Below are 12,922 nucleotides of genomic sequence, written 5' to 3'. Positions count from 1 at the left end.
GGCCGCCGTCCCGCCGTCCCCCGTCAGTGCCTCGGGCACGAGGCCGGGCCGAGGAGGCGCGGGCCCTGACCCCTCACAGCGTCGCCATGGCCGGTGCGGGGCCGGCTCCCCGTCTCGGACGGCTACCCTTGCCCGGTGGAAACCGTCCTGCTCTACCTGCTCGGCATCGTCGTGATCGTCATCGGGCTCGCCGTCTCGATCGCGCTGCACGAGATCGGGCACCTCGTGCCGGCCAAGGCGTTCGGCGTCAAGGTCGGGCAGTACATGATCGGCTTCGGGCCGACGATCTTCTCCCGCCGCCGGGGCGAGACCGAGTACGGCGTCAAGGCGCTGCCGCTCGGCGGCTACATCTCGATGTCGGGCATGTACCCGCCGGCGCGCGAAGGCCAGAAGGGCCGGACGGCGAGCACGGGCTTCTTCCAGACCCTCGTGCAGGACGCGCGCACCGCCAGCGCCGACACGATCGACCAGGGCGACGAGCACCGCACCTTCTACCGGCTGCCCGTCTACAAGCGGGTCATCATCATGCTCGGCGGGCCGACGATGAACCTGCTCATCGCGATCGTGCTCTTCACCATCCTGCTGTGCGGCTTCGGCACGGCGCAGTCGAGCACCACCGTCGGCCTCGTCAACCAGTGCGTGCTGCCTGCCGGGTCGACCGAGACCGAGTGCCCGGCCGACGCCACGGCGGCGCCCGCGTTCGCGGCCGGCATGCAGAACGGCGACCGCATCGTGTCGATCGACGGCGTGGCGATGGCGGACGGCGACCAGGTGACGAGCGCGTTCCGAGCGGCTCCCGACCAGACCCTCAGCGTCGTGGTCGAGCGGGACGGGAGCGAGCAGACGCTCGAGGTCACCCCGGCGCTCTCCGCACGCCAGGTGATCGACTCGGCGGGCGTGCCCGTCGTGGGCGACGACGGCGCCCCGGTCACCCAGGAAGTGGGCTTCGTCGGCATCGGCTTCGCGACGGTGACGGTGCAGCAGCCGGTCACGGCCGTGCTGCCGACCGTCGGCACGAACATCGGACACGTCGCGAACGTCATCGTGCACCTGCCGCAGCGCATGGTCGCCGTCGCCCAGGCTGCGTTCGGCGGGGGAGAGCGCGACGCGAACGGCCCCGTCAGCGTCGTCGGGGTCGGCCGGATGGCGGGCGAGGTGGTCAGCCTCGACACCGTGCCGTTCATCGACCGGGCCGCGTTCCTCGTGAGCCTGCTCGCCAGCCTCAACGTCGCCCTGTTCGTCTTCAACCTCGTGCCGCTGATGCCCCTCGACGGCGGCCACGTCGCGGGCGCGCTGATCGAGGCGATCCGTCGTGGCTTCGCCAAGCTGTTCCGCCGCCCCGACCCGGGGCCCGTCGACACGGCGAAGGTCATCCCGCTCACGTTCGCGGTCGTGATCGTCCTCGGCGGCATGGGGCTGCTGCTCGCCTACGCCGACATCGTGAACCCGATCTCGCTGATCCGCTGACCCGTTCGGCAGCCGGCCCGCGGACGTCCTGACCTGCCGGCCCGCTGGGCGTCCTCGCCTCCGACATCGCGCGCCCAGCGCACGGGTCTACGATCGACGACGTGCCTGCAGTCAATCTCGGAATGCCGAAGGTCCCCGAAACCCTTGCCCCGCGACGCAAGTCGCGGCAGATCAAGGTGGGCAAGGTCCTCGTCGGAGGCGACGCTCCCGTCAGCGTCCAGTCGATGACCACCACGCCCACCACGAACATCAACGCGACCCTCCAGCAGATCGCCGAGCTCACCGCCTCGGGCTGCGACATCGTGCGCGTCGCCGTGCCCACTCGAGACGACGCGGAGACGCTGCCGATCATCGCGAAGAAGAGCCAGATCCCGGTGATCGCCGACATCCACTTCCAGCCGAACTACGTGTTCCAGGCGATCGACGCCGGCTGCGCCGCGGTGCGCGTCAACCCCGGCAACATCCGCAAGTTCGACGACCAGGTCGGCAAGATCGCCGCCGCGGCCAAGGCCGCCGGCGTCTCCATCCGCATCGGCGTGAACGCCGGGTCGCTCGAGCCCAGCATCCTGCAGAAGTACGGCAAGGCGACGCCGGAGGCGCTCGTCGAGTCCGCGGTGTGGGAGGCCTCCCTCTTCGAGGAGCACGACTTCCACGACTTCAAGATCTCGGTCAAGCACAACGACCCGGTCATCATGGTCAAGGCGTACCGGCAGCTCGCCGAGCGTGGCGACTGGCCCCTGCACCTCGGCGTGACCGAGGCCGGCCCCGAGTTCCAGGGCACCATCAAGTCGGCCACGGCCTTCGGCATCCTGCTCGGCGAGGGCATCGGCGACACCATCCGCGTGAGCCTCAGCGCGCCTCCCGCGCAGGAGGTCAAGGTCGGCCTGCAGATCCTCCAGTCGCTGAACCTGCGCGAGCGCAAGCTCGAGATCGTCAGCTGCCCCAGCTGCGGTCGTGCGCAGGTCGACGTGTACAAGCTCGCGAACGACGTCACCGACGGCCTCGAGGGCATGACGGTCCCGCTCCGCGTCGCGGTCATGGGCTGCGTCGTGAACGGGCCAGGCGAGGCCCGCGAGGCCGACCTCGGCGTCGCGTCGGGCAACGGCAAGGGCCAGATCTTCGTCAAGGGCGAGGTCATCAAGACCGTGCCCGAGTCCGAGATCGTGCAGACGCTGATCGACGAGGCCAACCGCCTCGCGGCCGAGATGCCCCCGGGCGAGGTCGGCTCGCCCCAGGTCCTCACGGTCTGAGGCTGATCGCGGGTCGGTCACCGACCCGACGGCCCCGAGGAGGCGCGGTGCAGGCTCCGGCCGCATCGCGCCTCCTCCGCGTCGCAGCCTGCCCGCCGCCTCTGACGTGCCGCGCCGACGCTCCGGGTCCCGCGGCCTCCCGCACCGTCGCCGCGCTCGTTCCCGTGCCCGCTCGCGGAGCGGGTGTGTCGCCGTGTGACGCGCCGATTGTGACCCGGCCCGCCCCGCCGGTCACGATGGAGGGACGCACGGTCGTGGTGCCGGCAGCAGCAGCCGGCGACGTGCGTCGCACCGTCTGAGAGGAACGTCATGTCCGAGGCAACACCCCTGATCGAGGCCCCCAAGAGGAAGCGCGGTCGGCTGATCGCGATCGTCGTGGCGGTCGTCGTCGTGCTCGCCGCCGTGGGCGTCGGCATCGCCGTCGCGAACCGGGGCGGCGACGCCGTGCGCATCGGGGTCGCCGGCGCGAGCGACCCGTACTGGGCCACCTTCACGCAGGCCGCCGCCGACGAGGGCATCGACGTCGAGATCGTCGACTTCGCCAACTACGAGCAGCCGAACCCGGCGCTGACCGAGGACGAACTCGACCTGAACCAGTTCCAGCACATCGTCTACCTGGCCCAGTACGACGTGTCGGCCGACGCCGACCTCGTGCCGATCGGCTCCACGGCGATCTACCCCCTGCCCCTGTACTCGCAGGAGCACACCTCGCTCGACCAGTTCAGCAAGGGCGACACCGTCGCGGTGCCCGACGACGCGAGCAACCTCGCCCGCTCGCTGCTCGTGCTGCAGTCGAACGGCCTGATCGAGCTGAAGGACGGCGGCGACATCTTCTCCGGCCTCGACGACATCGACACCGAGGCCTCGACGGTCACGGTCTCGCCCGTCGCCGCCGACCTCGCCGCGACGTCGCTGCCGGACTTCGACGGCGCGATCATCAACAACGAGTACGCCACCAAGGCGGGGCTCTCGCCCGACACGATCATCGCCCAGGACGACCCCTCCGACCCTGCGTCGCTGCCCTACGTGAACGTCTTCGCCGCGCGTGAGGGCGACGCGGACGACGAGACGTACCAGAAGCTCGTCCAGATCTACCAGGACACGGAGGCCGTCACCGACGGCGTCGTCGAGAACTCGGGCGGCACGGCCCTCACCACGAAGGTGCCCGTCGCCGACCTGCGCGAGTCGCTCGAGCAGACGAAGGAGCTCGTGGAGCAGAACGGCTGACGCCGCCTGCCCCCGCCCGGGCCCGACCCGCTCGCCACGACGGCGTGCGGGTCGGGCCCTTCCGACCGTGACGAGGAGACCATGCCCGCCATCACCCTGACCGACGTCGTCAAGACCTACCCGCCCCGCGAGAAGGGCGCCGCACCGCTGACGGCCGTCGACGGTGTCAGCCTCGAGATCGCCGACGGCGAGATCTTCGGGATCATCGGCTACTCCGGCGCCGGCAAGAGCACGCTGGTGCGCCTGATCAACGCGCTCGAGCCGACCACGAGCGGCCGGATCGAGATCGACGGCCGTCCCGTGACCGGGCTGCGCGAGCGCGAGCTCCGCGGGGTGCGCGCCGGCATCGGCATGATCTTCCAGCAGTTCAACCTGTTCTCGTCGAAGACGGTCTGGGGCAACGTCGAGTTCCCGCTCAAGGCGGCCGGCGTGCCGAAGGCCGACCACCAGCGGCGGATCAGCGAGCTGCTGCACTTCGTCGGGCTGGCCGACAAAGCCCACGCGCGTCCCGACCAGCTGTCGGGCGGCCAGAAGCAGCGCGTCGGGATCGCCCGCGCCCTCGCGACGTCGCCGGGCGTGCTGCTCGCCGACGAGGCGACGAGCGCGCTCGACCCCGAGACCACGCAGGAGGTGCTGGCCCTGCTCCGGCGGGTCAACGCCGAGCTGGGCATCACCATCGTCGTCATCACGCACGAGATGGACGTCATCAAGTCGATCGCCGACCGCGTCGCCGTGATGGACCGTGGTCGGGTCGTCGAGATCGGACGCACCTTCGAGGTCTTCTCGGCCCCGCGCGAGGCGTCCACACGGCGCTTCGTCTCCACCGTCGTCGCCGGGTCGCCGCAGGGCGACGACCTCGCGGCTCTCCGGCGACGCCACGAGGGCCGCCTCGTGACGGTGCGCGTCTCCGAGGGCGGCGTCGACCAGCAGCAGGTCTTCGGCGTGCTCGCCCGCCACGGCGTCCGCTTCGAGATCGTCTTCGGCGGCATCGACGAGATCGGCGGGCGCACCTTCGGCACCCTGACCCTGGCCCTGACGGGCGGCGACGGCGACGTCTCGGCCGCCGTCGCCGAGCTCGGGGTCGCCGCGACCGAGCTCCCGGCCCCGCCCACGACCGAGGCCGCGCCCGACCGGCCGGCCCACGACGCGGAGGCACGCTGACCATGGACTCCCTGATCGACCTGCAGCCCCAGCTCTGGAAGGCGGCCTACGAGACCGTCTACATCGTCGCCCTGACCCTGCTCTTCGGCGGGCTCGGCGGGCTCCTCCTCGGGCTCGCCCTCTACCTCACCCGCGAGGGCGCCCTCTTCGCGAACCGCGTCGTCTTCGGCGTCCTCAACGTGGTCGTCAACGTGTTCCGGCCGATCCCGTTCATCATCTTCCTCGCGGCGGCCCAGCCCCTGGCCCGGGCCGTCGTGGGCACGGGCGTCGGCAACACGGCCATCATCTTCACGCTCTCCCTGGCGGCCTCGTTCGCGATCTCGCGGATCGTCGAGCAGAACCTGCTCACGGTGCAGCCGGGAGTCGTGGAGGCGGCCAGGGCGGCCGGTGCAGGGCCGTTCCGGATCATCGGCAGCATCGTGCTGCCCGAGGCGCTCGGCCCGCTGATCCTCGGCTACACGTTCATCTTCGTCGCGCTCGTCGACATGTCGGCGGTCGCGGGCTACGTCGGCGGCGGGGGACTCGGCGCGTTCGCCCTGCTCTACGGCTACCGGCAGTTCGACCCCGTGGTCACGTGGGGCGCGGTGCTGCTCATCATCGTGCTGGTGCAGCTCGTCCAGTTCCTGGGCAACCACCTCGCGAGGAGGGCGCTCCGGCGGTGACGTCGGACGCCTCGGTTACAGTGGGCCGGGTGACCGACACCTCGACGACGCCCCCGCCTCCCGCCGCGGTCGGCACCCCTGTCAGCCCCGCCGACCTCGAGCGTGCCGCCGGTGTCGTCGGTGCCGTGTCGCACGCGTTCTCGCGCAAGGTGGTGGGCCAGACCGGCCTCCGCGACACCCTGCTGATCGCGCTGATCACGGGCGGGCACGTGCTGCTCGAGAGCGTCCCCGGGCTGGCCAAGACGACCGCGGCGGCGACGCTCGCGCAGTCCGTCGAGGCGAGCTTCACGCGCATCCAGTGCACGCCCGACCTGCTGCCGAGCGACATCACCGGCACCCAGATCTACGACGCGCAGAAGTCGACCTTCGTGACGCAGCTCGGCCCCGTGCACTCGAACTTCGTGCTGCTCGACGAGATCAACCGCTCGAGCGCGAAGACCCAGAGCGCGATGCTCGAGGCCATGCAAGAGAGGCAGACGAGCATCGGCGGCACCGTCTACCCGCTGCCCCGGCCGTTCCTCGTGCTGGCCACGCAGAACCCGATCGAGCAAGAGGGCACGTACCAGCTGCCCGAGGCGCAGCTCGACCGGTTCCTCCTGAAAGAGGTGCTCGACTACCCGTCGCCCGCCGAGGAGGCCGAGGTCATCCGGCGCATCGAGGCCGGCGTCTACGACGAGCAGCAGGTCGATGCGCCGACCGGCGTGTCGCTCGAGGACGTCGTGTGGCTGCAGGAACTCGCCAAGCGCGTGTACGTCGACGCCTCGATCGTCAACTACATCGTCCAGCTGATCTACGTCACACGCCACCCGCAGCAGTACATCCCCGCCAGCCTCGCCGACTACGTCCAGTTCGGCGCGAGCCCGCGTGCCAGCATCGCGTTCATGCAGGCCGCGCGTGCCCTGGCCCTGCTGCACGGCCGCGACTACGTCATCCCGGAAGACGTGAAGCACCTGCGGCACGGCGTGCTGCGGCACCGCGTCATCCTCGGCTACGAGGCCACGGCCGACGACGTGGCCCCCGAGACGATCATCGACGCCGTCTTCGCCTCCGTGCAGACTCCCTGACGACCGTGGCGAGCCTCCTCCTCCGGGTGCGCACGAAGATGTCCCTGTTCGCGCACCGCCGCACCCTCGACCTCCTCGAGGGCGGCTGGGCGTCGGTCCACCACGGCCGCAGCCACGACTTCGACGACCTCCGGGCCTACGTGCCGGGCGACGAGGTGAAGGACATCGACTGGAAGGCCACCGCGCGTCACGGCGAGCCGCTGGTCAAGCGCTACGTCGCCAGCCGGAGGCGGTCGCTGGTCCTCGTCGTCGACACCGGTCGCAACATGGCCGCGACGGCCGCCAGCGGCGAGACCAAGAAAGAGATAGCGATCATGGCGGCCGGCGCCCTGGGCTACATCGCGTCCCGTCACGGCGACGTCGTCTCGCTCGTCGCCGGCGACGAGGGCGGCACCGTCGCCCTCCCCGCCGGCGCGACGGAGGCCCATCTCGAGCGCCTCCTCCGCCAGGTCGACCGTCGCGTCTCGCTCGACGCGCCCCGCAGCGACCTCCGGGGCGTCCTCGACTGGGTCGCCCGCGGCGTCCGCCGCCGGTCGATCCTCGTCGTGGTGACCGACGACGTCGTCGTCGACGCCGAGCTGGTGCGGCTCCTCCGACGGCTGCGCGCCCAGCACGAGATCGTCTGGGTCACGGTCGGCGACGCCGACCTCATGACGCGGTCCGGCCACGCCGGGGACGTCTACGACGTGCAGGAGGTCACGGCCCTCCCGGCGTACCTGCGTGAGAACGCGGCACTGCGCCGCGCCTTCGACGAATCGTCCGAGCGGCGCGCGGACGACGCCGGGCGGCAGCTGCAGGCCCTCGGCATCAGCAGCGAGAGGCTGTCGAGCCAGGCGGCCGTGGTGCCCGGGCTCTTCACCCTGATGGAGAAGCACCGCCGTGCTTGACGACAGGGGCTTCTTCGGGCCGTACCAGTACCCGCTCTGGGTCCTGTGGCTGGTGCTCGGGCTCGTCCTCCTGGGCCTCGTCGGGGCGTGGATCGTCTTCGTGCTGCGTTTCTCGGCGCGGCGGCTGCCCCCATCGGCCCGCCGGGCGGCAGCGGCCGCGGTCGTCGACCTGCCCTCGGTCCGGCTCCGCTATCTCGGCCTGATCGACGAGGTCCAGGCCGCCTCCCGCGACGGCCGTCTCGGCGAGCGGGCGGTGCACAGCCGGCTCAGCCTCCTCCTCCGGTTCTTCGTCCACGAGACGGCGGGCGCCGACACGCACGTGATGACCCTCGCCGACCTGCGCGAGGCCGACCTGCCCCGCGTGGCCGACGCGGTCGAGCAGTGGTACCCGCCGGCCTTCGCCCAGCAGCACCCGGGCGACCCCGACCGGGCCGCCGAGACCGCGCGCGAGGTGGTGCGCTCGTGGTCCTGATCTGGTGGTGGGCCCTGCTGGCCGCCCTCGTCGTCGCCGGGCTCGGCGCCTGGCTCTGGCTCGTCCTGCGACGCCGCGAGCGCGCACGACTGCGCCGCGCCGGCACCCCCGTCGCCCACAGCGAGCGCCTGACCGAGCTGCCGGTGTACCGCCGGATCGTGGCGCGCTACCGTGCGGCGCTCGTGGGCGCCCTCGTCCTCGTGATCGCCCTCACCGGCCTCGGCGCCCTGCTCATCGCCCGGCCGGGCACGGTCCAGGTCGTCGAGCCGCCGTCCTACAAGCGCGACATCGTGCTCTGCCTCGACGTCTCGGGGTCGATGACCGAGGTCGACTCCCAGATCGTGTCGACCTTCGCCGAGCTCGCGTCGGGCCTCGACGGCGAGCGGATCGGGCTGACCCTCTTCGACAGCTCGTCCGTGCAGGCGTTCCCCCTGACCGACGACTACGACTTCGTCGCCGAGCAGCTGAGCCAGTACCGCGACTCCTTCGACAGTGCGGGCGAGGACGGCACGCGGTACTGGACGGGCACCGACCTCGGGCAGGGCGCCTCCCTGATCGGCGACGGCCTCGCCTCCTGCGCCCTCAGCTTCGACGGGGGCAGCGAGAGCACCCGGCCGAAGTCGATCGTGCTCGCGACCGACAACTACGTGAACGGCGCGGCCCTGCTGACGCTCGACGAGGCGGGGCAGCTCGCGACCGACCGCGGCATCCGGGTCTACGCGCTGAACCCCGCGGACTACTCCGACGACGCCGTGGCGGACGAGGTCGCCGGCGAGCTGCGCACCGTCGTCGAGTCGACCGGCGGCGCCTACTACGCGCTCGACGGCGCGACCACCGTGGCCGAGATCGTGCAGCAGGTCGACGACCAGGAGGCGGGCCTCTTCACCGGGACGCGCCGCCTCGTCACGACCGACGCCCCGCAGGCCGCCGTCATCGTCGCGCTCCTGCTCGCGGCGGCCTCGTTCGTCCTGCTCTGGCGGGTACGGCTGTGATCGCGGCGACGGCGGCGCTGCCCGCCGCGATCGTGCTGCAGCCCGTGCTCCCGTGGTGGCTGCTCGCCGTCCTCGGCGTCGCGCTGCTGGGCTTCGTCGGGTGGCGGGTCGTCGCCGAGCGGGGCGACCGCCGCCTCCTGCGCAGCTGGGTCCGCCGTCTCGTGGTCGTGGCGCTGCTGCTCGTCGTCGCCGTGCGTCCCGGCGTGCCCGGCGGCAGCGCCCAGGCGTCGACGGCGGCGCTCAACGTGTTCTTCGTCGTCGACACCACCTCGAGCATCGCGGCGGAGGACTGGGACGGCGACCGCCCGCGGCTCGAGGGCGTCCGGAGCGACGTCGACGCGATCGCGAGCGAGCTGGCCGGCGCCCGCTTCTCGCTCATCTCCTTCGACAGCACCGCCGTGCTCCGCACCCCGCTCACCGACGACGCGGCGGCAGTCGTGACCGCGGCCTCAGTGATGAACCAGGAGATCACCTACTACTCCAGCGGCAGCAGCATCACCGAGGCCTCCGACCTCCTGGCCGAGCGGCTGCAGGAGGCGCGCGAGGCCGACCCCGAGAGGGCGAACGTCGTCTACTACCTGGGCGACGGAGAACAGACGGCCGACGAGGCGCCCGGCTCGTTCGCGGCGGCCGCGGCGGACGTCGACGGGGGAGCGGTGCTCGGCTACGGCACGGCCGCGGGTGGGCGCATGGAGGTCTTCGACGGGTACGGCGACGCCTACAGCAGCACCGAGTACATCAAGGACAGGACGCAGCCGGGCGAGCCGGACGCCCTCTCGGTGATCGACGAGGACGCCCTCCGCACGATCGCCTCCCAGCTCGGCGTCGACTACGTGCACCGGGAGGCCGACACGGGCGTCGGGGCCGTCGTCGCCGACGCGCGCGACGGGGCGGTCGCCTCGGACGAGGGCCGTGCCGAGGCCGTCGTCGACCTGTACTGGATCGCCGCCGTCCCGCTGTTCCTGCTCGCCCTGGTCGAGGTGGCCGTCGTCGCCCGCGCCCTCGCCGAGATCCGCGTCCGGCCCCGGGCCGACCGTGCACCCGGGAGGACGTCGTCGTGACCGACACCCACGCCCCGCCGCCCGTCGACGACCGCGACCGGGCGACCGCCGCGGAGCCGAGCCTCGACCAGTACCGTCGCCGGCTCCGACGCCGGATGTTCCTCTGGTCGGCCCCGGTCGTGCTCGTCGTGCTGCTCGTGGCGCTCAAGCTGCTCAGCCTCCCGCTCTTCGCGGGCCTGACGCAGCACGCCTACGACGGCCGGGCCTACGAGCGGGCGGCCTCCCTGACCGCGCCCCTCGGCGTCGCCAACGTGGTCGAGCCGTGGGTGCACCACTTCGACCGCGGCACGGCGTGGGCGAGGGTCGGGGTGCTCGACGTCGCGCGGCAGGAGCTCGTCACCGCCCTCGACCTCGCGCCCGAGGGGGACGAGACGGTCTCGTGCGTCATCCGCACCGACCTCGTGCTCGTCATCGAGGCCCAGGGCGACGCCGCGCTGCTCGAGCTGCGCTACGCCGACGCCGAGCAGCTCTACGAACTGGGGCAGTCGACGATCGCCGAGGCTCCGGAGGGCTGCTTCCAGCCCCCGGACGACCCGCAGCAGCCCGACACGTCGCAGCCCCTCGACGACGCCCAGGGCAGGCTGGGCGACAAGCAGCAGCAGGCCGAGGGCGGCGACCAGGGCGACCCCTCGGGAGGCGACGGCTCGGCTCCAGGGCAGGGCGGCGGCGAGGACGAGGGCGACGCCGGCGCGGGCGGCACCGACCCGCTCGACCAGCTGCAGCAGCAGGGCGACGAGAGCCAGCAGGAGCGCCAGCAGGACACCGACCGGGAGCGGTACTACGAGCAGGCGCCGGGGGAGTACGACGGCAAGCCCTGGTGACCGTGACCGGGTCGAGCCTCGGGGCATCCGGCCTCGGCTCCTCCGGGCACGCCCCTATGCTGGGCGGGTGTCCACGCGCCTCTCCCAGCTCTTCGTCCGCACCCTCCGTGAAGATCCCTCCGACGCGGAGGTGACCAGCCACCGCCTCCTCGTGCGGGCCGGCTACATCCGCCGCCAGGCGCCCGGCGTGTTCGCCTGGCTGCCCCTGGGCCTCCGGGTCAAGGCCAAGATCGAGGCCGTCGTCCGCGAGGAGATGACCGCCGCGGGCGCGCAGGAGGTGCACTTCCCGGCCCTTCTGCCGCGCGAGCCCTACGAGGCGACCGGTCGCTGGACCGAGTACGGCGACGGCATGTTCCGCCTCAAGGACCGCAAGGACGCCGACTACCTGCTCGCCCCCACGCACGAGGAGGCCTTCACGCTCCTCGTGAAGGACCTGTACTCGTCGTACAAGGACCTCCCGCTGACGCTGTTCCAGATCCAGGACAAGTACCGCGACGAGGCACGGCCCCGTGCCGGCCTCCTGCGCGGCCGCGAGTTCACGATGAAGGACGCCTACTCGTTCGACGCGAGCGACGCCGGGCTCGAGGCCAGCTACCAGCTGCAGCGCGACGCCTACGAGCGCATCTTCACGCGTCTCGGCCTCGAGTACGTCATCGTCCAGGCCGACGCCGGTGCGATGGGCGGCTCGCGCTCCGAGGAGTTCCTGCACCCCACCGAGGTCGGCGAGGACACCTTCGTCCGGACGGCCGGCGGCTACGCCGCGAACGTCGAGGCCTTCACCACGATCGTGCCCGAGTCGATCCCCCTCGAGGGGCTCGCCGAGCCCGTCGCCCTCGAGCCCGCCGACACCCCGACCATCGCCGGGCTCGTCGAGCAGCTGAACGACTCGCACCCGCGCGACGACGGCCGTCCGTGGACCGCCGGCGACACCCTGAAGAACGTCGTCGTCGCCCTGACCCACCTGGACGGCACCCGCGAGGTCGTCGTCGTCGGGCTCCCCGGCGACCGCGACGTCGACATGAAGCGCCTCGAGGTCGCCTTCGCCCCGGCCGAGGTCGAGGCCGCCGGCGACGCCGACTTCGCGCGGCACCCCGTGCTCGTCAAGGGCTACCTCGGGCCGCAGGTGCTCGGCAGCGAGTCCGAGTCGGGCATCCGCTACGTCGTCGACCCGCGGGTCGTCGAGGGGTCGGCCTGGGTCACGGGTGCGAACGCCCCCCGCCTGCACGTCTCCGGTCTCGTCGCCGGTCGCGACTTCGTCGCCGACGCCGTCATCGAGGCCGCGCAGGTCCGCGAGGGCGACCCGGCCCCCGACGGCTCCGGCCCGATCGAGACCGCCCGCGGCATGGAGATCGGCCACGTCTTCCAGCTCGGCCGCAAGTACGCCGAGGCCCTCGGCCTCAAGGTGCTGGACGAGAACGGCAAACAGGTGACCGTCACGATGGGCTCGTACGGCATCGGCGTGACGCGCATCCTCGCGGTGATCGCCGAGGCGAACAACGACGCCAAGGGCCTCGTCTGGCCCGCGAACGTCGCGCCGTTCGACGTGCACGTCGTCGCGACGGGCAAGGACCCGGTCGTCTTCGAGGTCGCCGAGGCGCTCACCGCCGAGCTCGAGGCGCACCGCCTCGACGTGCTCTACGACGACCGCCCCAAGGTCTCGCCCGGGGTCAAGTTCGGCGACGCCGAGCTGCTCGGCGTGCCGCAGATCGTCGTGGTCGGGCGCTCCGCCGGCGAGGGCATCGTCGAGCTGTGGGACCGCCGCACGGGCGAGCGCACGCCCGTCCCGGTGGCCGAGGCCGTCGCGGCCCTGTCGGCTCCGCGCGCCTCCTGACATCGTCGGCCCGCGCCTCCTCGTGTC

General features: G+C 72.2%; 12 protein-coding genes. All 12 read left to right on the top strand.

Annotation, left to right across the window (positions count from 1 at the left end; genetic code table 11):
- The first annotated feature begins 135 nt into the window (after positions 1-135).
- Positions 136-1,467: a site-2 protease family protein gene (locus IFT90_RS08990; protein WP_192041884.1), complete on the top strand. Its 1,332-nt coding sequence runs from the start codon at positions 136-138 to the stop codon at positions 1,465-1,467.
- Positions 1,468-1,568: 101 nt separating this feature from the next.
- A complete protein-coding gene (ispG, locus tag IFT90_RS08985; protein ID WP_192041883.1) occupies positions 1,569-2,717 on the top strand; it encodes a flavodoxin-dependent (E)-4-hydroxy-3-methylbut-2-enyl-diphosphate synthase in 1,149 nt (382 codons plus the stop codon).
- A gap of 309 nt (positions 2,718-3,026) precedes the next feature.
- Positions 3,027-3,944, top strand: coding sequence for a MetQ/NlpA family ABC transporter substrate-binding protein (locus IFT90_RS08980; protein ID WP_192041882.1), 918 nt, complete (start codon positions 3,027-3,029; stop codon positions 3,942-3,944).
- An 81-nt stretch (positions 3,945-4,025) separates the two neighbouring features.
- Positions 4,026-5,105: a methionine ABC transporter ATP-binding protein gene (locus IFT90_RS08975; protein WP_192041881.1), complete on the top strand. Its 1,080-nt coding sequence runs from the start codon at positions 4,026-4,028 to the stop codon at positions 5,103-5,105.
- 2 nt (positions 5,106-5,107) lie between these two features.
- The gene (locus IFT90_RS08970; protein ID WP_123546270.1) at positions 5,108-5,767 is read left to right on the top strand and encodes a methionine ABC transporter permease; all 660 of its coding nucleotides are present in this window, start codon (positions 5,108-5,110) and stop codon (positions 5,765-5,767) included.
- 29 nt (positions 5,768-5,796) lie between these two features.
- The gene (locus IFT90_RS08965; protein ID WP_192041880.1) at positions 5,797-6,831 is read left to right on the top strand and encodes an AAA family ATPase; all 1,035 of its coding nucleotides are present in this window, start codon (positions 5,797-5,799) and stop codon (positions 6,829-6,831) included.
- A gap of 5 nt (positions 6,832-6,836) precedes the next feature.
- The gene (locus tag IFT90_RS08960) at positions 6,837-7,718 is read left to right on the top strand and encodes a DUF58 domain-containing protein (RefSeq protein ID WP_192041879.1); all 882 of its coding nucleotides are present in this window, start codon (positions 6,837-6,839) and stop codon (positions 7,716-7,718) included.
- Positions 7,711-8,190, top strand: coding sequence for a hypothetical protein (locus IFT90_RS08955; protein WP_192041878.1), 480 nt, complete (start codon positions 7,711-7,713; stop codon positions 8,188-8,190). Before IFT90_RS08960 ends, IFT90_RS08955 begins: the two co-directional genes overlap by 8 nt.
- A complete protein-coding gene (locus IFT90_RS08950; protein ID WP_192041877.1) occupies positions 8,181-9,182 on the top strand; it encodes a VWA domain-containing protein in 1,002 nt (333 codons plus the stop codon). Before IFT90_RS08955 ends, IFT90_RS08950 begins: the two co-directional genes overlap by 10 nt.
- A complete protein-coding gene (locus IFT90_RS08945; RefSeq protein WP_371812200.1) occupies positions 9,179-10,243 on the top strand; it encodes a VWA domain-containing protein in 1,065 nt (354 codons plus the stop codon). The genes IFT90_RS08950 and IFT90_RS08945 overlap by 4 nt, the downstream gene beginning before the upstream one ends.
- Positions 10,240-11,064: a hypothetical protein gene (locus IFT90_RS08940; protein WP_192041876.1), complete on the top strand. Its 825-nt coding sequence runs from the start codon at positions 10,240-10,242 to the stop codon at positions 11,062-11,064. The genes IFT90_RS08945 and IFT90_RS08940 overlap by 4 nt, the downstream gene beginning before the upstream one ends.
- Positions 11,065-11,131: 67 nt before the next feature.
- Positions 11,132-12,895: a proline--tRNA ligase gene (locus tag IFT90_RS08935; protein WP_192041875.1), complete on the top strand. Its 1,764-nt coding sequence runs from the start codon at positions 11,132-11,134 to the stop codon at positions 12,893-12,895.
- The last annotated feature ends 27 nt before the right edge of the window (positions 12,896-12,922 follow it).

The organism is Frigoribacterium sp. CFBP 8766 (assembly GCF_014841435.1).
GTDB lineage: Bacteria > Actinomycetota > Actinomycetes > Actinomycetales > Microbacteriaceae > Frigoribacterium.
The sequence above is the reverse complement of the archived record's forward strand: the minus strand, read 5'-3'. Positions and strand labels throughout refer to the sequence as shown.

Excerpts from the sequence above, each read along its gene's own strand:
- IFT90_RS08975 (WP_192041881.1), top strand. The coding sequence starts at position 4,026 with ATGCCCGCCATCACCCTGACCGACGTCGTCAAGACCTACCCGCCCCGC.
- IFT90_RS08970 (WP_123546270.1), top strand. The coding sequence starts at position 5,108 with ATGGACTCCCTGATCGACCTGCAGCCCCAGCTCTGGAAGGCGGCCTAC.
- IFT90_RS08980 (WP_192041882.1), top strand. The coding sequence starts at position 3,027 with ATGTCCGAGGCAACACCCCTGATCGAGGCCCCCAAGAGGAAGCGCGGT.